Raw genomic sequence first — 17,577 nt, forward strand, 5'->3', positions numbered from 1 at the left:
GCGGTACTGCGGGAGAAGTTCCCGCATTCCGGGCCGATTCACGCGATGGTGTGATCATGTGCCGCCCGGTGGATGCCCCCGGAGGGCCGTGGGTAGTGCCCGGCCATGACGCAACAGCCCTTCCAGCTCCCGCACTTCTACCTGCCACATCCCGCGCGGCTCAACCCGCATCTCGACGAGGCCCGCGCCCACTCGACGACGTGGGCGCGCGAGATGGGCATGCTGGAGGGCTCCGGGGTCTGGGAGCAGTCCGACCTCGACGCCCACGACTACGGACTGCTCTGCGCCTACACCCACCCCGACTGCGACGGGCCGGCGCTCTCCCTCATCACCGACTGGTACGTGTGGGTCTTCTTCTTCGACGACCACTTCCTGGAGAAGTTCAAGCGCAGCCAGGACCGCCTCGCGGGCAAGGCCCACCTGGACCGGCTCCCGCTGTTCATGCCGCTCGACGACGCCACCGGGATGCCCGAGCCGGAGAACCCGGTCGAGGCCGGTCTCGCCGACCTGTGGACCCGCACGGTGCCCGCGATGTCGGCCGACTGGCGCCGCCGCTTCGCCGTCGCCACCGAGCACCTGCTCAACGAGTCGATGTGGGAGCTGTCCAACATCAACGAGGGGCGCGTCGCCAACCCCGTCGAGTACATCGAGATGCGCCGCAAGGTCGGCGGCGCCCCCTGGTCGGCAGGGCTCGTGGAGTACGCGACCGCCGAGGTGCCCGCCGCCGTCGCCGGGACCAGGCCGCTCAGGGTGCTCATGGAGACGTTCTCCGACGCCGTGCACCTGCGCAACGACCTGTTCTCCTACCAGCGGGAGGTCGAGGACGAGGGCGAGCTGAGCAACGGGGTGCTGGTCCTGGAGACCTTCTTCGGCTGCACCACCCAGGAGGCCGCCGAGCTGGTCAACGACGTCCTCACCTCCCGGCTGCACCAGTTCGAGCACACCGCGTTCACCGAAGTGCCCGCCGTCGCCCTGGAGAACGGCCTGACCCCGCCGGAGCTGGCGGCGATCGCCGCGTACACGAAGGGTTTGCAGGACTGGCAGTCCGGCGGCCACGAATGGCACATGCGCTCCAGCCGCTACATGAACAAGGGCGAGCGTCCGGTGGCGGGCTGGGAGTCGCTGACCGGACCCGGCACCTCCGCCGCGGACGTCGGCGCGCTGCTCGCCGCGGCGGCCACCCGGCGGGCCCGCCCCTACACCCACGTGCCCTACCGCGAGGTCGGCCCGTCCGTCATCCCCGACATCCGCATGCCCTACCCGCTGGAGCTGAGCCCCGCCCTGGAGGGCGCCCGGCGGCACCTGTCCCAGTGGTGCCTGAGCATGGGCATCCTCAGCGAGGGCGTCTGGGACGAGGACAAGCTCGAGAGCTGCGACCTCCCCCTGTGCGCCGCCGGCCTCGACCCGGACGCCACCCAGGACCAGCTCGACCTCGCCTCCGGCTGGCTGGCCTTCGGCACCTACGGCGACGACTACTACCCACTCGTCTACGGCCACCGCCGGGACCTCGCCGCCGCCCGGCTGACCACCGCCCGCCTGTCGGCCTGCATGCCGCTCGACGGCGAGCCCGTCCCCCCGCCCGCCAACGCCATGGAACGCTCCCTGGCCGACCTGTGGGCGCGCACGACGGCCGGCATGACGCCCGAGGAGCGGCGCCCGCTGAGGACGGCCGTCGACACGATGACCGAGTCCTGGGTGTGGGAGCTGTCCAACCAGATCCAGAACCGCGTCCCCGACCCCGTGGACTACCTGGAGATGCGGCGCGCCACCTTCGGCTCCGACCTCACCCTGGGACTGTGCCGCGCCGGGCACGGCCCGGCGGTGCCGCCCGAGGTCTACCGCAGCGGTCCCGTCCGCTCCCTGGAGAACGCGGCGATCGACTACGCATGCCTGCTCAACGACGTCTTCTCCTACCAGAAGGAGATCCAGTACGAGGGCGAGATCCACAACGCGGTCCTCGTCGTGCAGAACTTCTTCGGCGTCGACTACCCGGCCGCCCTCAACGTGGTGCAGGACCTGATGAACCAGCGCATGCGCCAGTTCGAGCACGTCGTCGCGCACGAACTCCCCGTGGTCTACGACGACTTCCAGCTGTCCGACGAGGCGCGCGCCATCATGCACGGGTACGTCACCGACCTCCAGAACTGGATGGCGGGCATCCTCAACTGGCACCGGAGCGTCCCGCGCTACAAGGCCGAGTACCTGGCGGGGCGCACCCACGGCTTCCTCCCGGACCGGATCCCGGCCGCGCCCGTGCCCAGGCCGTTCCCCGCGCCGGTCACCGTGCCGGGGAGCAGCCCCGTTCCGACGCCCTGACCGGCGTTCAGTCTCACTCTTTCGTGGCTCGTCACGCGCCGGTGCGCCGGGTAGAGCACCTGCCGGAGGCGATCCATGGAACAGACAGCGTTGCGTCCCAAGCCGATGCCCGGCCGGGACCCCGGGCCCGGCACCGGACCCGACACGACCGGACCCTGCCGTGCCGGGCGCCGGCGACGGCCGGTCACCCTGCTGCTCGGCGTGCTGGCCGCGGCCACCCTCGTCCTCGCGGGCGTGGGGCTCGGCACGGTGGGTGCCACGGTGATCGGCATGAGCAAGCTGGCCGAGATGAGGCAGCAGGCCGGGGCACCGGGGCCGGACGGAGCAGGAGGCGGCACGCGGGCCGCGCCCGCGGACCCGTCGCCCGGGGCGTCCCCGTCCGCCGCACCGGCCGGCGCGACCCTGGGCGTGGAGGCCGTGGACGACGAGAAGCCCGGGGCCCGGGTGGTGGGCGTCCACGTGCCGGGCCCCGGGTACGCGGCGGGCCTGGTGCGGGGCGACGTCCTGCTGACGGTCGGCACGATGCGCGTCGACTCGGCCGCCGACCTCGCCCGCGCGGTGGCCCGTGCCGAGCCCGGCGAGGAGGTCGAGCTCACCGTGCGCCACCGGAGCGGCGGCTACCAGCAGCTGACCGCCGTACCCGGTGTCGTCACGTGAGCGTGCCGTCAGGCGACCGTACGAAAGTGGCTCGTGAGCCGTCCGGTGTCGTCCAGCACGTGGTAGGCCAGCCCGACCGGCGCGTCCCGGTCCGCGACCTGCTCGCCCTCCCAGGGCAGCCGCAGCGTCCACGTCACCCCCGGGCCCACCGCCAGCGGCCGCCCGGCGAACACGGTGGCGGCGGGGGTGTGGGCGTGACCGGTGATCAGCCCGGCGACCCCCGGCCTCCGTTCCAGCAGCGCGGCCAGGCGCTCGGGGCGGCGCAGCGGGTAGGAGTCGGGCAGCGGGTGGTGCAGGGGAACGGGCGGGTGGTGGAAGGCGAGCAGGGCCGGAAGGCCGGCGTCGAGTCCGTCGAGCGACGCCTCGATCCAGCCGTACGTCTCCTCGTCCAGCTCGCCCTCGTCGCTGCCCGGGACGCTGGAGTCGCACATCAGGACCGCGCCGCCGTCGAAGGCGTGCAGGGCGTTGACCGGCCCGTCGGCGGCGGGACGGCCGAGCAGCGCCTTGCGGTAGGGGGCGCGGCTGTCGTGGTTGCCCGGGCAGGTCAGCACGGGGAACGGCGCGGAGCCGTCGCGCAGCCCCAGGATGCCGGCCGCCTCCTCGTACTCCGCCTCCGTGCCGTGGTCCGCGATGTCCCCGGTGACCAGGAGCGCGTCCACCCGCCCCGGCAGCCGCCACAGCCGGTCGCGCACCCGCTCGGCGCGCTCCGTGGCCCGCGGGCTTCCGTCCAGGTGCAGATCGCTGATGTGGGCGAGTACGAGCACGGTGCCGGCCTCCTCCGGGCGCCCGGACCGCGTGACGGCCGCGACGCCCCCGATGTTAATGCTTGGCTGGCATCCAACCATTAGCCGGGCGGGCCGGGCAATGCCAATCGGCTCGCGTCGCAGGCGTCCTGAGGGCAGGATGCTGCCCGTGGTCCCTTCACTCTTGTGCCCCGGGAGGCCCGGATGACCGGCAGCAGGCCCGCCGCTTCCTTCACCGCCGACGACTACCGGGCCCGCATGGAGCGCGCCGCGCGTGCGGCCGCCGATGCCGGCCTGGCCGGGCTGCTTGTGGCCCCGGGCCCCGACCTGGTGTGGCTCACCGGCTACGCGCCGACGGCGGACACCGAGCGGCTCACCCTGCTCGTCCTCGCCCCGGACCGCGACCCCGTGCTCGTCGTCCCGACGCTCGAGGCACCCGACGCGGCGAAGGCGGCCGGCGCGCCCGCCCTGACCCTGCGCGACTGGACCGACGGCAAGGACCCCTACGAGGCCACCGCCGCCCTCCTCGACGGGTCCGGACGGTTCGGCATCAGCGACAACGCCTGGGCGATGCACCTGCTGGCCTTCCAGCGCACCCTGCCCGACACGTCGTACGCCTCCCTGACCGAGGCGCTGCCCATGCTGCGTGCCGTGAAGGACACGGCGGAGCTGGAGCTGCTGGCGGCGGCGGGCGCGGCCGCGGACGCCGCCTTCGAGGAGATCCGGAAGGTCCGCTTCGGTGGACGCCGGGAGTCCGAGGTGGCCGACGACCTCGCCGGCCTGCTGCGCCGGTTCGGGCACTCCCAGGTCGACTTCACCATCGTCGCCTCGGGACCCAACGGCGCCAACCCGCACCACGAGGTCGGGGACCGCGTCATCGAGGTCGGCGACATGATCGTCCTCGACTTCGGCGGCCTGAAGGACGGCTACGGCTCCGACACCTCCCGCACCGTCCACGTGGGTGAACCCACGGACGAGGAACGCCGGGTGCACGACCTGGTCCGCGAGGCGCAGGAGGCCGGTTTCCGGGCGGTGCGGCCGGGCGCCGCCTGCCAGGACGTCGACCGCGCCGCCCGCGCGGTCATCGCGGACGCCGGATACGGCGAGTACTTCATCCACCGCACCGGACACGGCATCGGCGTCACCACGCACGAACCGCCGTACATGATCGAGGGCGAGGAGCGGCCCCTGGTGCCCGGCATGTGCTTCTCCGTCGAGCCCGGCATCTATCTTCCCGGGCGGTTCGGGGTACGCATCGAGGACATCGTCACCGTCACCGAGGACGGTGGCCGGCGGTTCAACGACACCAGCCGGGAGATGGTCATGGTCGAGTGAGAGCGACCGACGGACCCCGAACGCCCCGGCAGACCCGGAAGACGACGGCGCGAGATGACCCAGGCACCGACACCCACCGCGGACACCGTCCGCCGGCTCGTCCGCTCCCTGCTGGGCGGGAACACGGAACCCGACGTCCGGCCGGTCACCGACGGAGTCGGACCCGGCACGTGGTGGGTCGGCACCCGGCACGTCCTGCGGCTGGCCCCCGACCGGGAGACCAGCGTGTGCAGACGCCGCGAACTGCGCCTGCGCGAACTGGTCCGGCCGTACGTCCCGGTCGCGGTGCCCGCCAGCGTGGCGCACGGCGAGTGGGCACCGGGCCTCGCCTACACGCTGGACGCCAAGGTGGCCGGCGGCTCGGGCGAGGACCACGACGTGTCCGCCCTGGGCGAGGCGGACCTCGCGGCGCTGCTCACCGGCCTGCGCGAAGTGCCTCTGCGCCAGGCCGAGACGCTCGGGGTGCCGCGGGCGGCCCCGCGCTCCCTGGAGACCCTGCGGCAGTCCGCCGAACGCGCCACCCGCCGCCTCGCCGCCGCGGACGAGTTCGACGCCGCGCGTCCGGAGCGGCTCACCCGGGAGGCGGCGGCCCAGCTCGGCGTCCAGCCGGGCGCGGCGGTCCTCGTCCACCACGGGCTCACCGGGTCGCACCTCGTGGTCGGCGCCGACGGCCGGGTACGCGGCGTCCTCGGCTGGAGCGACGCGGTACTCGGCGACCCGGCCGAGGACATCGCCGGCCTCGCCCTGTCCGTCGGCTCACCGGCCGCGGTCCGCGCCGCCACCCTCGCCGGTTACGGCGCCCGGCCCTGCCTGCGCGGCCTGTGGCTGGCCCGCTGCGACGCGGTCGTCCACCTCGCGGAGGCACTCGGCGGCCACTCCGGCGGGCCGCTGCCCGCGACCGTGCCCCTGCTCAGGACCCGCTTGCGGCACGCCTGGGAACCGATCCTCCTGGAACGCGTGACGGAGCTGCGCGAAGAGGGCCGGGACGAGACCGCCTGACGGCCCGGCCCCCGGCTCACTCCTGCACCAGCACCACGCTCGACTCGCCCGGCACACGCAGTATCCCGTTCGACCCCGGGCCCTCCACCGGTTCCCACGCCGCGAGCACCCGCGCGGGGCGGTTGCCCAGGGGGATCACCGCCGGTTCGGTGCCCAGGTTGACGGCCACCCGGATGTCGCCGCGCCGGAAGGCCAGCCAGCGCGCCGTGCCGTCGTACGCCACCCTGGTGTCGGCCAGGTCCGGGTCAGTCAGGTCCGGCTGCTCGGCGCGCAGGGCGATCAGCCGCCGGTACCAGTCCAGGACGCGCGCGTGGGGCTCCCGCTCCGGCTCCGACCAGTCCAGGCAGGAGCGCTCGCGCGTCGCCGGGTCCTGCGGGTCGGGCACGTCCTCCTCGCGCCAGCCGTGCGCGGCGAACTCCCGCCGCCTGCCGCGCCGTACCGCCTCCGCGAGCTCGGGGTCGGTGTGGTCGGTGAAGAACTGCCACGGAGTGCCCGCCGCCCACTCCTCACCCATGAACAGCATCGGCGTGAACGGCGCGGTCAGCGTCAGCGTGGCCGCGCAGGCGGCGAGCCCGGGGGAGACCAGGGACGCCAGGCGGTCCCCCTGGGCGCGGTTGCCGACCTGGTCGTGGGTCTGGCTGTAGCCGGTCAGCCGGTGCGCGGCGACCCGGCCGCGGTCCAGCGGGCGGCCGTGCGAGCGGCCCCGGAAGCCGGAGTAGGTGCCGTCGTGGAAGTACCCCCGGGTCAGCGTCTTGGCGAGTGCCGCCAGCGGATCGCGCGCGAAGTCGGCGTAGTAGCCCTGCGACTCCCCGGTCAGCGCGGCGTGCAGCGCGTGGTGGAAGTCGTCGTTCCACTGCGCGTGCACCCCCAGACCGCCCTCCGCGCGCGGGGTGATGAACCGAGGGTCGTTCAGGTCGGACTCGGCGATCAGGAAGAGCGGCCGGTCCAGGTCGGCCGCCAGGGCGTCCACGGCGGCCGACAACTCCTCCAGGAAGTGGCACGCGCGCGTGTCCACCAGGGCGTGCACCGCGTCCAGGCGCAGCCCGTCGATCCGGTAGTCCCGCAGCCACGCGAGCGCGCTGTCCACCAGGTACGCCCGCACCTCGTCGGAGCCGGGCGCGTCCAGGTTGACGGCCACGCCCCACGGTGTGTGGTGGGTGTCGGTGAAGTACGGGCCGAAGGCGGGCAGGTAGTTGCCGGACGGGCCCAGGTGGTTGTGCACCACGTCCAGGACCACGCCGAGACCGAGGTCGTGCGCCCGGTCGACGAACCGTTTCAGCGCCTCGGGCCCGCCGTACGGTTCGTGCACCGCCCACGGCGAGACCCCCTCGTACCCCCAGCCGTGCCGCCCGGGGAAGGGACACAGCGGCATCAGCTCGACGTGCGTGACGCCCAGCCGCACCAGGTGGTCGAGACGCGCGGCGGCGGCGTCGAGCGTCCCCTCGGGCGTGTACGTCCCCACGTGCAGCTCGTACAGCACGCCACCGGGCAGCGGACGCCCGGCCCAGTCGGCACGCCACGCGTACCGCCCGTGGTCGACGACCGCGCTCAGCCCGTCGGGACCGTCCGGCTGGCGCCGCGAACGCGGGTCCGGCAGTACCGGCCCGTCGTCCACCGCGAAGCCGTACCGCGAGCCGTCCCGCGCCCGGGCCTCGCCGCTCCACCACCCCGGCCGTTCCGGATCGCGCTCCAGCGCGCGCGTGGCGCCGTCGCACTGCAACGTCACCCGGCCGGCCTGCGGTGCCCACACCTCGAACTGCACGGACGGTTCCCCTTCGTCTGCGGCCCTGACCCGTCCATGGTCCTCCACCGTGGATCATTCCGCTGGGGATTCCCTCCGTGCGGCGGTGCTCGCGCGCCGCGGTGCCCGGCCCGGCCGTCCGCCACCGGACCGCACCGGAACCGGGCACCGGCACCGGGGTCAGGCCGTACGGAGCAACGGGGCTCCGGTGCCCGGGACGGTCCGGAGGGCGGGGATGTCCGCCCAGGCGAGGCCGAGGGCGCGACCAGGACCCGCCCGCCCGCGTCGGCAATCACCTGGATCTCCGCGCGGCCGCCCACGACCGCGAACACCGCGTCCCCCACCTCTGCTTCAACCTCATGTACTACCTCCCCATCGAGGACGCCCACGCCCACGGCACGACCGCCCTGCACGCGGGCACGACCACGATCGGGGCCAAGCGGCGCCGCGGCGCCCGGGTGTCCCCGCTGTACGCCCTGGCAGACGGGCCGTCTGCTGGACACCCCGGCCCCCGCTGACCGACAATCAGCTGTGTGACGTCGTCCTTCGAGTTCAACACGTATCCCGCCCGGGTGTCGGACGCGGAGCGCGACAAGGCGCTGAGTGTGCTCCGGGACGGCGTCGCCATGGGACGCCTGTCGCACGACACGTTCATCCGCCGGATGGAGCTGGCGCTCGCCGCCCGCCGCCTCGAGGAGCTGGCCGTGCTCACCGCCGACCTGCACAGCGAGGGCCGGCTGTCGCGGATGGTGTTCGGCACCGTCGAGGCCGTGTCCGGGTTCGGCGCACGGCTCGGCCGGGCGTGGCGGGCCGAGCGGCTGCCCAAGCTGCTGCTGCCCCACCCCGGCTCCGGCCACCCCCTGCGCATAGGGCGCGACCCGGCGAGCGGGCTGCGGCTGAGCCACGAGACGGTGTCCCGGGTGCACGCCGAGCTGAGCCGCCAGGGCGGCATGTGGGTGCTGCGGGACCTGGGCTCCACCAACGGCACCACGGTCAACGGGCGTCGGGTCATCGGCGCGGCCGTCGTCCGCGAGGGCGATCAGATCGGCTTCGGCCGGATGGCCTTCCGCCTCGCGGCGAACTGACGCGCCCGGATCCTCTTTGCTTTTCGCGGTGTTGACGTACCCCCCAAGTCGTGACTGACTGTGCGTACACCACGCACACCAGGTGAACCGACGGCCCGCTTCGTGGAGGTGTGCTCTGCCGCCCCTCCTGCGCTACCCGACCGTGGACGAACTGGGCGCCCGGGCCGCCGCATTCGTCGCCCGGCATCCCCGGCACGCCCGCTTGCGCCGTGTCGGCACCTCCCGCGCGGGTCACCCACTGCTGCTGCTCTCCGTCGGCCACGGCAGCCGTCAGGTCCTCGTCGTCGCCGGACCGCACGCGAACGAACCGGTGGGCGGCGCCACCACCCTGCGGCTGGCCGAGCGGGCCGTGGCCGACCCCCGGCTCACCGAGGGCGCCGACGCCACCTGGAACCTGCTGCTGTGCGTCGACCCCGACGGACTGCGCCGCAACGAGGGCTGGCTGACCGGCCCCTACACCCTCGGCCGCTACGCGCGGAACTTCTTCCGGCCCGGCTTCCTGGAACAGCCCGAGTGGCTGCCCGACGGCCCGGACCGCGCCACGCTGCCGGAGACCCGCACCCTGCTCGCACTCCAGGAGGAACTGCGGCCCTTCCTCCAGTGCTCCCTGCACGGCGTGGACGTCGGCGGCGGCTTCGTCGAGCTGACCCACGACCTGCCGGGCCTCGCCCAGCGCGTCTCCCACACCGCCGCCCGGCTCGGCGTACCCCGTGAACTCGGCGCCTACGACACCCTGTACTGGCCCGACCTCGGCCCCGCCGTCTACCGCATCCCACCGCCCCGCCGCGGCGACTTCACCGCCGCCATCACCGAGGCCGCCGTCGACTCGACGTGGTGCCACCCGCGCCGCTACGGCACCGTCACCGCGGTCGTCGAGGCACCCATGTGGGGGGTGGCGGCCGTGTCGGACGGCTCGCCCCCGGCCGACCGAGACGCCGTGCTGCGCGCCGTGAGCCGCACCCTGCGCCACGACACCCGGCGCCTGCACCGCGTCCTCGCCCGCCTGCGGCCCCACCTCGCCACGGTGCCGGAGGCGGCCCACCTGCTCGCGCCGGTCGACGACTACCTGCTGGTCTGTCCCCGGCTCGCCGACGCCTGGGACCCCGACACCGACGACGGGACGGGCCGCTCGCTGCCGCCGATGAACACGTCCCACCTCGCCGCGCTGCGGCTGGCCGGACGGCGCCTGTCCCTGCGGACCGCGGGGCTGCTGCACCAGCTGGTCACCCGCACCGGGGGCGATCCGGCGGGCGTCCTGCCCGAACTGGACCGGCTCGTCGACGAGGGCTGCGCCGACTACCGCGACGGCTGCGCGGCGCACTGGATACCGGTCGGGCGGCAGGTGGAGTACCAGACACGGGTCGTGCTCGCCGCGTTCGAACTGGCCGGCCGGCGCTCCGCCGCGGGCTCCCGCACGGGCGACCCCGGCCGGGGGCCCGAGGCCGCGGTCCCGATGCACCGCGACTGACCCCCGCGACCCCGACCCACCCCGACCCACCCCGAACTCCGTCCGGGCCCGCCCGCCCGTCTCCGTCCCCGGCGGTCCTCAGCCGCCGTGCTCCTCCGTTTCCTCCACGCGCTCCAGCAGTGCCACCGGCGTGTCCGCGAAGAGGTCCGCCACGCGCGCGTGCCCCGTGAAGTGCCGCCCCGGCGCCAGCGTGTCGGCCCACCGGCCGGGTGGCAGCGGCAGCGTCGTGCCGCGCCAGCCTCCCGCCTCGGCCAGCCGCAGCGACAGCCGGGTCACGGCCGTCACGGCCCCGCCGGAGCGGGCGAACGCCACGCAGTGCGCCGCCGCCGGGCCTTCGGCGGGCAGCGGTTCGTACGTCGCGGCGTCACCGAACGTGCCGGGCCGCCGAGCCCGCAGCGCCAGCGCCGCCCGTGTCACCGCCGCCTTCTCCCCGGCTTCTCCGTGCCCGGCCCCGGCGGCCGGGAAGTCCACCGCGCGGCGGTTGTCCGGGTCCACCAGCGCCAGGTACTCGTGCTCGGTGCCCTGGTAGAGGTCCGGCACGCCCGGCATCGTCAGATGGACCAGCGCCGTGCCGAGGACGTTGGCCCGGATGTGCGGCTCGAGCGCTTTGCGGAGGGCGGCCACCCGGGCGCCCGGCGCGCCGCACGGCCCCGACGCCACGAACCGGGCCACCGCCTCCTCGTAGGAGGGGTCCGGCTCCGTCCAGCTGGTGTGCACGCCCGCCTCGCGCACATGCTTCAGCAGCGCCTCCCGCACGCGCTCCTCGTCCGCCGGGCCCAGCCCGAACACCGTCTGCCACGCCGCCCACGCCGCCTGGCCGTCCGGCAGGCCCCCGCCCGCACGGGCGACCTCCGCCAGGACGTACGCCCACCGCTCGGGGCACTCGGTGAGCACCGCGAGCGCGGCGCGGACGTCCGCGCTCCGCTTGGTGTCGTGGGTCGAGACCACCGTGCCCGTCGCGGGCCAGTCGCGCTGCACGCGCGCGCAGTACCCGTGGAACTCCTCCGGGGACACGGCCGGACGGCCGGGGTCGCCGCCCACCTCGGTGGCCGACAGCAGCGGCACGTAGCGGTAGAAGGCCGTGTCCTCGACGGACTTGGCCCGCAGCGCCGACGCGGTCTGCGCGAACCGGGTCCGGAACTCCACGGGACCGGGACCGTCCCCGTACCGCCCCAGCACCAGGTCCCGTACGACGTCCACCGCCCCGGCCTCCTCGGGCACCGCGAATGCGAGCCGCGCCTCGGCCGCCGCCTCCTCGGTGACGACCGTCGCCGGGTCCACCGACGCGTACGGCCGGTACACCTCCATACGGACCAGCAGTTCCCGCAGCGCCGTGCGCAGCGCCCAGGGCGCCCGGTCGCGCAGGGCGGGTTCCGGCGCGTCCACGCACAGGCGGTGCGCCACCCGGGTCAGCCGGTCCAGCTCGGCGGCCAGCTCGTGCCCGAGCACCTCGTACGCCGCGCACCGCACCGTCGCCGCCCAGTCCCCGCCCCGGTCCGCCCGGGGGGCGGCGAACCCGCGGTACCGCTCGAGCAGTCCCCCGTACCCCTCGGGGTCCGTGAACAGCCCGTCGACGTGCCGCAGAGCGTCGTACCCCGTGGTGCCGGCGACGGGCCAGGCGGCGGGCAGCCGCTCACCGTCCGCGAGGATCTTCTCCACCACCGTCCACCGGCCACCACTGGCCTCGTGCAGCCGCTCCAGGTACCCGTCGGGGTCGGCCAGGCCGTCGGGGTGGTCGACGCGCAGGCCGTCGACCACGCCCTCGCGCAGCAGCCGCAGGACCGTGCCGTGGGTGGCGTCGAACACCTCCGGGTCCTCCACGCGGACGCCGATCAGCTCCGAGATGCTGAAGAAGCGCCGGTAGTTCAGCTCGGTGCGGGCCAGCCGCCACCACACCGGGCGGTACCACTGCGCGTCGAGGAGCCGCGGCAGCGGCAGGCCCGCGGTGCCCTCCCGCAGCGGGAAGGCGTGCTCGTGGTAGCGCAGTACGTCCCCGTCGACCCGGAGGTCGTCCAGCACCTCGCCGACCGGGGCGCCCAGCACCGGCAGCAGCAGCCGGCCGCCCTGCGCCCGCCAGTCGATGTCGAACCACCGCGCGTACGGCGACCCGGGCCCCTCGCGCAGCACCTCCCACAGGGCGTGGTTGTGGCGCGGCGACATCGCCATGTGGTTGGGCACGATGTCCAGCACCAGGCCCAGACCGTGCTCCCGCGCGGTGCGCGACAACGCGCGCAGCCCCTCCTCGCCGCCCAGTTCGGCGCGCACGCGCGCGTGGTCGACGACGTCGTATCCGTGCCGCGAGCCGGGGACCGCCTCCAGGACGGGGGACAGGTGCAGGTGCGACACGCCGAGCGAGGCCAGAGACGGCACGGCCGCCGCCGCGGCCCCGAACGGGAAGTCCGGCTGGAGCTGGAGCCGGTAGGTGGCCGAGGGGACGGGGGAAGAAGGAGAGACGGCGGAGGCGGGAGAGACGGCGGAGGCGGCGGAGGCGGGGGAGGCGGGGGAGGCCGGGGACGGCACCGGGTCGGGTCGCTCAGGTGTCATGGAAACCTACGTACCCGCCCCGATGCCTTTCCTGTCACCGGCCCCCCTGCACGGGTGCAGGGGGGCCGGACCGGGGCAGGGTCCCTACACGGGTCGCTGGAGCACCGTCAGGCTGCGGTCCAGCAGGGTCAGCCGGTCCCCGGCCTGCACCTTCGGACCGGTGCCCGCGGGCACCCCCTCCGTCAGCGCGGTGTCGACGACCACCTCCCACTGCCGGCCGTGGTCGACCGGCACCACGAAGTCGAGCGGCTTCGGCGAGGCGTTGAACATCAGCAGGAACGAATCGTCGGCGATGCGTTCCCCGCGGGGGCCGGGCTCGGAGATCGCGTTGCCGTTCAGGAACACCGTGAGCGCGGAGGCTCGCGCCGAGTTCCAGTCCCGCTGGGTCATCTCGGCGCCCTCCGGGGTGAACCAGGCGATGTCCGACAGCTCGTCGTGCGTGCCCTGCACGGGACGCCCGTGGAAGAAGCGGCGCCTGCGGAGGACCGGGTGGTCCTTGCGCAGCCACACCATCGCGCGGGTGAACTCCAGGAGGTCGTGGCCGTTCTCGGGCCAGGCCACCCATGCCAGTTCGTTGTCCTGGCAGTAGGCGTTGTTGTTGCCCCGCTGGGTGCGGGCGAACTCGTCGCCGTGGCTGATCATCGGGACGCCCTGGGAGAGCAGCAGGGTGGCGGTGAAGTTGCGCATCTGCCGGGCCCGCAGCTCCCGCACCGCCGGGTCGTCGGTGTCGCCCTCGACGCCGCAGTTCCAGGAGCGGTTGTGGCTCTCGCCGTCCCGGTTGTCCTCGCCGTTGGCGTGGTTGTGCTTGTCGTTGTAGGCCACCATGTCGTGCAGGGTGAAGCCGTCGTGGCAGGTCACGAAGTTGATCGAGGCCAGCGGGCGGCGCCCGTCGTCCTGGTAGAGGTCGGACGAACCGGTCAGCCGGGAGGCGAACTCCGCCAGCGTGCGCGGCTCCCCGCGCCACAGGTCCCGCACCGTGTCCCGGTACTTGCCGTTCCACTCGGTCCACAGCGGCGGGAAGTTGCCCACCTGGTAGCCGCCCTCGCCCACGTCCCACGGCTCGGCGATCAGCTTCACCTGCGAGACCACCGGGTCCTGCTGCACCAGGTCGAAGAACGACGAGAGCCGGTCCACCTCGTGGAACTGCCGGGCCAGGGTGGCCGCGAGGTCGAAACGGAAGCCGTCGACGTGCATCTCGGTGACCCAGTACCGCAGCGAGTCCATGATCATCTGTAGGACGTGCGGGGACCGCATGAGCAGGGAGTTCCCGGTGCCCGTGGTGTCCATGTAGTAACGGGGATCGTCGGCCAGCCGGTAGTACGAGGGGTTGTCGAGGCCCTTGAAGGAGAGCGTCGGGCCCAGGTGGTTGCCCTCGGCCGTGTGGTTGTAGACGACGTCGAGGATGACCTCGATCCCGGCCTCGTGCAGCGCCTTGACCGCCGACTTGAACTCCAGCACCTGCTGGCCGCGGTCGCCCCACGAGGCGTAGGCGTTGTGCGGGGCGAAGAACCCGACCGTGTTGTAGCCCCAGTAGTTGTTGAGGCCCATGTCCACCAGCCGGTGGTCGTTGACGAACTGATGCACCGGCATCAGCTCCAGCGCGGTCACCCCGAGTCCCGTGAGGTGCTCGATGAGCGCCGGGTGCGCGAGGGCCGCGTAGGTGCCCCGCAGCTCTTCGGGCAGGCCCGGGTGCCGCATGGTCAGACCCTTCACATGGGCCTCGTAGATCACCGTGTGGTGGTACTCCGTACGAGGACGGCGGTCGTCGCCCCAGTCGAAGTACGGGTTGACCACGACCGACGTCATGGTGTGCGGGGCCGAGTCGAGGTCGTTGCGCCGTTCGGGTGCGCCGAAGTGGTAGCCGTACACCTCCTCGCCCCACTGGACCTCCCCGCTGATCGCACGCGCGTACGGATCGAGGAGCAGCTTGGCGCTGTTGCAGCGCAGCCCGCGCTCCGGGGCGTACGGGCCGTGCACGCGGTACCCGTACCGCTGGCCCGGCATCACGCCCGGCACGTACGCGTGCCGCACGAACGCGTCGCTCTCCCGCAGCTCGATCGCCGTCTCCGAGCCGTCGTCGTGCAGCAGACACAGCTCTACTCGGTCGGCGGCCTCCGTGAAGACCGCGAAGTTGGTGCCGGCGCCGTCGTACGTGGCACCCAGTGGATACGCCTCTCCAGGCCAGACCTGCATGAACACGACTCTTTCAGGTGTGGGGCGCCGGTGCGGACGCCTTGGCTCCGAGTCCCCCGGAAGTCTCCCCGAAAGTGAGGCGACCACCTAGCACGTACGTCCTCCTACCCACCCGGGAGGCGTTCCCTCGGTCCGCTCCCATGGCGGGCGCGGAGCCGCCGTTCCGGCACCCGGCCACGTCACCGCTATGAATCCGCTCACTCCCCGGTGTGAGCGCCGGAGGAACACGCCTGTGGATCAAGGAGGTTGGTGAAAACCGGCCCGTCCATCGGGCTGCACCGCGGACCGCTGGCGGAGTACCCTTCCTTGATCGTTGGGACGGGGTGTCCCCGGCAGTGACCGGGGGAGCGGAAGGCGGTACTCGGGTGGGCTCGGGAGGGCTGGAGCTGCCGCCTGGTGACGAGGGTCATCAGGGGGACTCCGCGGACGTCCCGCCCGGTGCGGTGTCCCTGGCGCGGCCGATGAGCGCGGGCGCGATCGGTCCGGAGCTGGACTGGGACTCCGACGCCTGGCACGAGGTGCGCACCCGCGCCCAGCGGGCGGGCCGGGCCTACATCTGGCTGAACCTCGTCGAGCAGCGGCTGCGCGCGGTGGTGGCCGCCGTCCTGCGGCCGGTCTACGAACCGGTGCACGGCGACGACTGGGTGGTCGCCGCCGCCGGACCCGCCGGCCAGGAGTGGGTGCAGCGCGCGGTCGCGGTGCGCGAGGTCAGCCGCCGCAAGGGCTATCTCCTCGACCCGGCCGACGACAACGTCCTCAGCTTCCTCACCCTGCCCCAGCTGCGCGAGCTGATGGTGCAGCACTGGCCCTGCTTCGAGCCCTACGTGGACGAGCGCCGCGACGTCGAACTGGCCCTGGACGAGCTGGAGGTCACCCGCAACGTCGTCTCCCGCAACCGGGCCCTGTCCGAGGCGGTCCTGAACCAGGCCGAACGGGCCTCCGCGCGACTGCTCGAGGTGCTCGGCGCGGGCAGCGACGTGCCGTCCGCGCGCCGGCTCCCGGTGGACGCGGTGGAGGACCTGGTCGGGGACCGCTACGCCGACGTGGTCGCCGTGCACTCGGACCGGGTGCGGCTGCTGCGCCAGTTCCCGGCCGAGGACCTGTTCGGCAGCGCGCGCCGCGTGGACGCCCTCGGCATCGGCCTCAACCTGCTCGTGCAGAACTTCTCCGGCCGCCGCCTGCTGCGGATGGCCGAGGCAGGCGGCCGGGTGCGGCTGCTCTTCCTGAACCCGGCCTCCAGCGCCATCAAGCGCCGCGAGCGCGAACTGGGCATCAAGCGGGGCGAGCTGAGCCGCGCCGTGGAGATGAACATCCTGCACATGCGCCGGGTGCGGGCACGGCTGCGGGACCCGGGCGCCTTCGAGATCCAGGTCTTCGACGAGACACCCCGCTTCACGGCCTACCTCGTCGACGGGGACGGCGCCGACGGCGTCGCGGTCGTGCAGTCCTACCTGCGCCGCACCCGGGGCATGGAGGCGCCGGTCCTCGTCCTGCGCAACGGACGCAACGGCGGAAAGGTGGTGAAGTCGGACCGGCTGGACGAAGGCGGACTCTTCCCCACCTATCGCGAGGAGTTCGAGCTGATGTGGGCGGATTCGCGCCCGGTGTCGTGAACGCCGTCCGTTCCGGGGCCGACACGGGGCCGGGCGGGCACAAGCGGAATGCGGTCCTCTGATTGTCAGTGGCCCGTGCGAAGGTGGAGACCACTGGGGGAACGCACCACCAAGAAGGGGGACCGCCCATGGGCTGGCACCGGGAGCTGCTGATCGGCTTCGACCTGGAGACGACGGGCACCGATCCGCGCGAGGCGCGCATCGTCACGGGGGCCGTGATAGAGGTCAGGGACTCGGAGCCGCTCGGCCGCCGGGAGTGGCTGGCCGACCCCGGCGTGGAGATCCCGGCGGACGCGGTGGCGGTCCACGGCATCAGCAACGAACGCGCGGCCAGTGAGGGCCGCCCCGCCGACCAGGTCGCGGACGCCATCGCCGGCGTCCTCACGGACCACTGGAAGGCCGGCGTCCCGGTCGTCGCGTACAACGCGGCCTTCGACCTCACCCTGCTCTCCGCCGAACTGCGGCGCCACGGACTGCCGTCCCTGCGCGAGCGCCTGGGCGGCCTGGACCCCGCCCCCGTCATCGACCCGTACACCATCGACCGTTCCGTCGACCGCTACCGCCGGGGCAAGCGCAACCTGGAAGCGGTCTGCCGGGAGTACGGCGTCCCGCTCGACGCCGCCCACGACGCCACGGCCGACGCCCTCGCCGCCGCCCGGCTGGCCCGCGCGATAGCCGGCCGCCACCCCAAGGTCGCGGCCCTCGGCCCGGCGGACCTGCACCGCCGCCAGATCGAGTGGTACGCCGAGTGGGCGGCGGACTTCCAGAGCTTCCTGCGCCGCAAGGGCGATGCCACGGCCGTCGTCGACGGGACCTGGCCGCTGCGCGAGCCGGCCGAGGAGCCCGCCGACCAGCGGGTGTGACCCCGGCCCCGCACACACCC

The 17,577-nt window shown here is 73.8% G+C and carries 13 protein-coding genes; 9 read left to right on the forward strand and 4 right to left on the reverse strand.

The genetic code is table 11. The features are described from left to right. Positions 1-105: 105 nt before the first annotated feature. Together cyc2 and Sco07f_RS10290 are read left to right on the forward strand one after the other, a co-directional pair. Positions 106-2,316, forward strand: a complete 2,211-nt coding sequence (gene cyc2, locus Sco07f_RS10285) for a germacradienol/geosmin synthase Cyc2 (protein WP_108987625.1) — start codon at positions 106-108, stop codon at positions 2,314-2,316. Between the two features lie 75 nt (positions 2,317-2,391). After that, positions 2,392-2,973 (forward strand): PDZ domain-containing protein, encoded by a 582-nt coding sequence (locus tag Sco07f_RS10290; protein ID WP_167468061.1) that lies wholly within the window; start codon positions 2,392-2,394, stop codon positions 2,971-2,973. Positions 2,974-2,981: 8 nt separating this feature from the next. Here Sco07f_RS10290 and Sco07f_RS10295 read toward each other — a convergent pair whose 3' ends face one another. Continuing rightward, positions 2,982-3,737: a metallophosphoesterase gene (locus Sco07f_RS10295; protein WP_108987627.1), complete on the reverse strand. Its 756-nt coding sequence runs from the start codon at positions 3,735-3,737 to the stop codon at positions 2,982-2,984. A 183-nt stretch (positions 3,738-3,920) separates the two neighbouring features. Here Sco07f_RS10295 and Sco07f_RS10300 point away from each other — a divergent pair, with 183 nt between their 5' ends. Both Sco07f_RS10300 and Sco07f_RS10305 read left to right on the forward strand, forming a co-directional pair. Beyond that, the gene (locus Sco07f_RS10300; RefSeq protein ID WP_108987628.1) at positions 3,921-5,051 is read left to right on the forward strand and encodes an aminopeptidase P family protein; all 1,131 of its coding nucleotides are present in this window, start codon (positions 3,921-3,923) and stop codon (positions 5,049-5,051) included. Positions 5,052-5,105: 54 nt separating this feature from the next. After that, complete coding sequence (locus tag Sco07f_RS10305; RefSeq protein ID WP_108987629.1) at positions 5,106-6,050, forward strand: aminoglycoside phosphotransferase family protein; 945 nt, start codon at positions 5,106-5,108, stop codon at positions 6,048-6,050. A 16-nt stretch (positions 6,051-6,066) separates the two neighbouring features. Here the strand turns inward: Sco07f_RS10305 and treZ are convergent, their stop codons facing one another. Then, the gene (treZ, locus tag Sco07f_RS10310) at positions 6,067-7,812 is read right to left on the reverse strand and encodes a malto-oligosyltrehalose trehalohydrolase (protein ID WP_108987630.1); all 1,746 of its coding nucleotides are present in this window, start codon (positions 7,810-7,812) and stop codon (positions 6,067-6,069) included. A gap of 338 nt (positions 7,813-8,150) precedes the next feature. Between treZ and Sco07f_RS39735 the strand changes: the two genes are divergently transcribed. The 3 genes from Sco07f_RS39735 (at position 8,151) to Sco07f_RS10320 (ending at position 10,344) form a co-directional block, all read left to right on the forward strand. Next, entirely contained in the window at positions 8,151-8,309 is a 159-nt protein-coding gene (locus Sco07f_RS39735) for a hypothetical protein (RefSeq protein ID WP_159106938.1), read from the forward strand. Between the two features lie 15 nt (positions 8,310-8,324). Continuing rightward, complete coding sequence (locus Sco07f_RS10315) at positions 8,325-8,876, forward strand: FHA domain-containing protein (RefSeq protein ID WP_007445381.1); 552 nt, start codon at positions 8,325-8,327, stop codon at positions 8,874-8,876. 142 nt (positions 8,877-9,018) lie between these two features. After that, the gene (locus Sco07f_RS10320; protein ID WP_108987631.1) at positions 9,019-10,344 is read left to right on the forward strand and encodes a M14 family zinc carboxypeptidase; all 1,326 of its coding nucleotides are present in this window, start codon (positions 9,019-9,021) and stop codon (positions 10,342-10,344) included. A 78-nt stretch (positions 10,345-10,422) separates the two neighbouring features. Here the strand turns inward: Sco07f_RS10320 and treY are convergent, their stop codons facing one another. Both treY and glgX read right to left on the reverse strand, forming a co-directional pair. Then, positions 10,423-12,888: a malto-oligosyltrehalose synthase gene (gene treY, locus Sco07f_RS10325; RefSeq protein ID WP_108987632.1), complete on the reverse strand. Its 2,466-nt coding sequence runs from the start codon at positions 12,886-12,888 to the stop codon at positions 10,423-10,425. A gap of 84 nt (positions 12,889-12,972) precedes the next feature. Beyond that, positions 12,973-15,081: a glycogen debranching protein GlgX gene (gene glgX / locus Sco07f_RS10330; RefSeq protein ID WP_087792810.1), complete on the reverse strand. Its 2,109-nt coding sequence runs from the start codon at positions 15,079-15,081 to the stop codon at positions 12,973-12,975. A gap of 365 nt (positions 15,082-15,446) precedes the next feature. Here glgX and Sco07f_RS10335 point away from each other — a divergent pair, with 365 nt between their 5' ends. Then, a complete protein-coding gene (locus Sco07f_RS10335) occupies positions 15,447-16,694 on the forward strand; it encodes a DUF5919 domain-containing protein (RefSeq protein WP_007445384.1) in 1,248 nt (415 codons plus the stop codon). A 128-nt stretch (positions 16,695-16,822) separates the two neighbouring features. Then, positions 16,823-17,557: a 3'-5' exonuclease gene (locus Sco07f_RS10340; protein ID WP_054102346.1), complete on the forward strand. Its 735-nt coding sequence runs from the start codon at positions 16,823-16,825 to the stop codon at positions 17,555-17,557. The last annotated feature ends 20 nt before the right edge of the window (positions 17,558-17,577 follow it).

This window comes from Streptomyces coelicoflavus, assembly GCF_003112555.1.
GTDB lineage: Bacteria > Actinomycetota > Actinomycetes > Streptomycetales > Streptomycetaceae > Streptomyces > Streptomyces coelicoflavus.

What these genes read in the sequence shown, in the direction of transcription:
- cyc2 (WP_108987625.1), top strand. Translation starts at nt 106, where the DNA reads ATGACGCAACAGCCCTTCCAGCTCCCGCACTTCTACCTGCCACATCCC.
- Sco07f_RS10290 (WP_167468061.1), top strand. Translation starts at nt 2,392, where the DNA reads ATGGAACAGACAGCGTTGCGTCCCAAGCCGATGCCCGGCCGGGACCCC.
- Sco07f_RS10300 (WP_108987628.1), top strand. Translation starts at nt 3,921, where the DNA reads ATGACCGGCAGCAGGCCCGCCGCTTCCTTCACCGCCGACGACTACCGG.
- Sco07f_RS10305 (WP_108987629.1), top strand. Translation starts at nt 5,106, where the DNA reads ATGACCCAGGCACCGACACCCACCGCGGACACCGTCCGCCGGCTCGTC.
- Sco07f_RS39735 (WP_159106938.1), top strand. Translation starts at nt 8,151, where the DNA reads ATGTACTACCTCCCCATCGAGGACGCCCACGCCCACGGCACGACCGCC.
- treY (WP_108987632.1), bottom strand. Translation starts at nt 12,888, where the DNA reads ATGACACCTGAGCGACCCGACCCGGTGCCGTCCCCGGCCTCCCCCGCC.
- glgX (WP_087792810.1), bottom strand. Translation starts at nt 15,081, where the DNA reads ATGCAGGTCTGGCCTGGAGAGGCGTATCCACTGGGTGCCACGTACGAC.
- Sco07f_RS10340 (WP_054102346.1), top strand. Translation starts at nt 16,823, where the DNA reads ATGGGCTGGCACCGGGAGCTGCTGATCGGCTTCGACCTGGAGACGACG.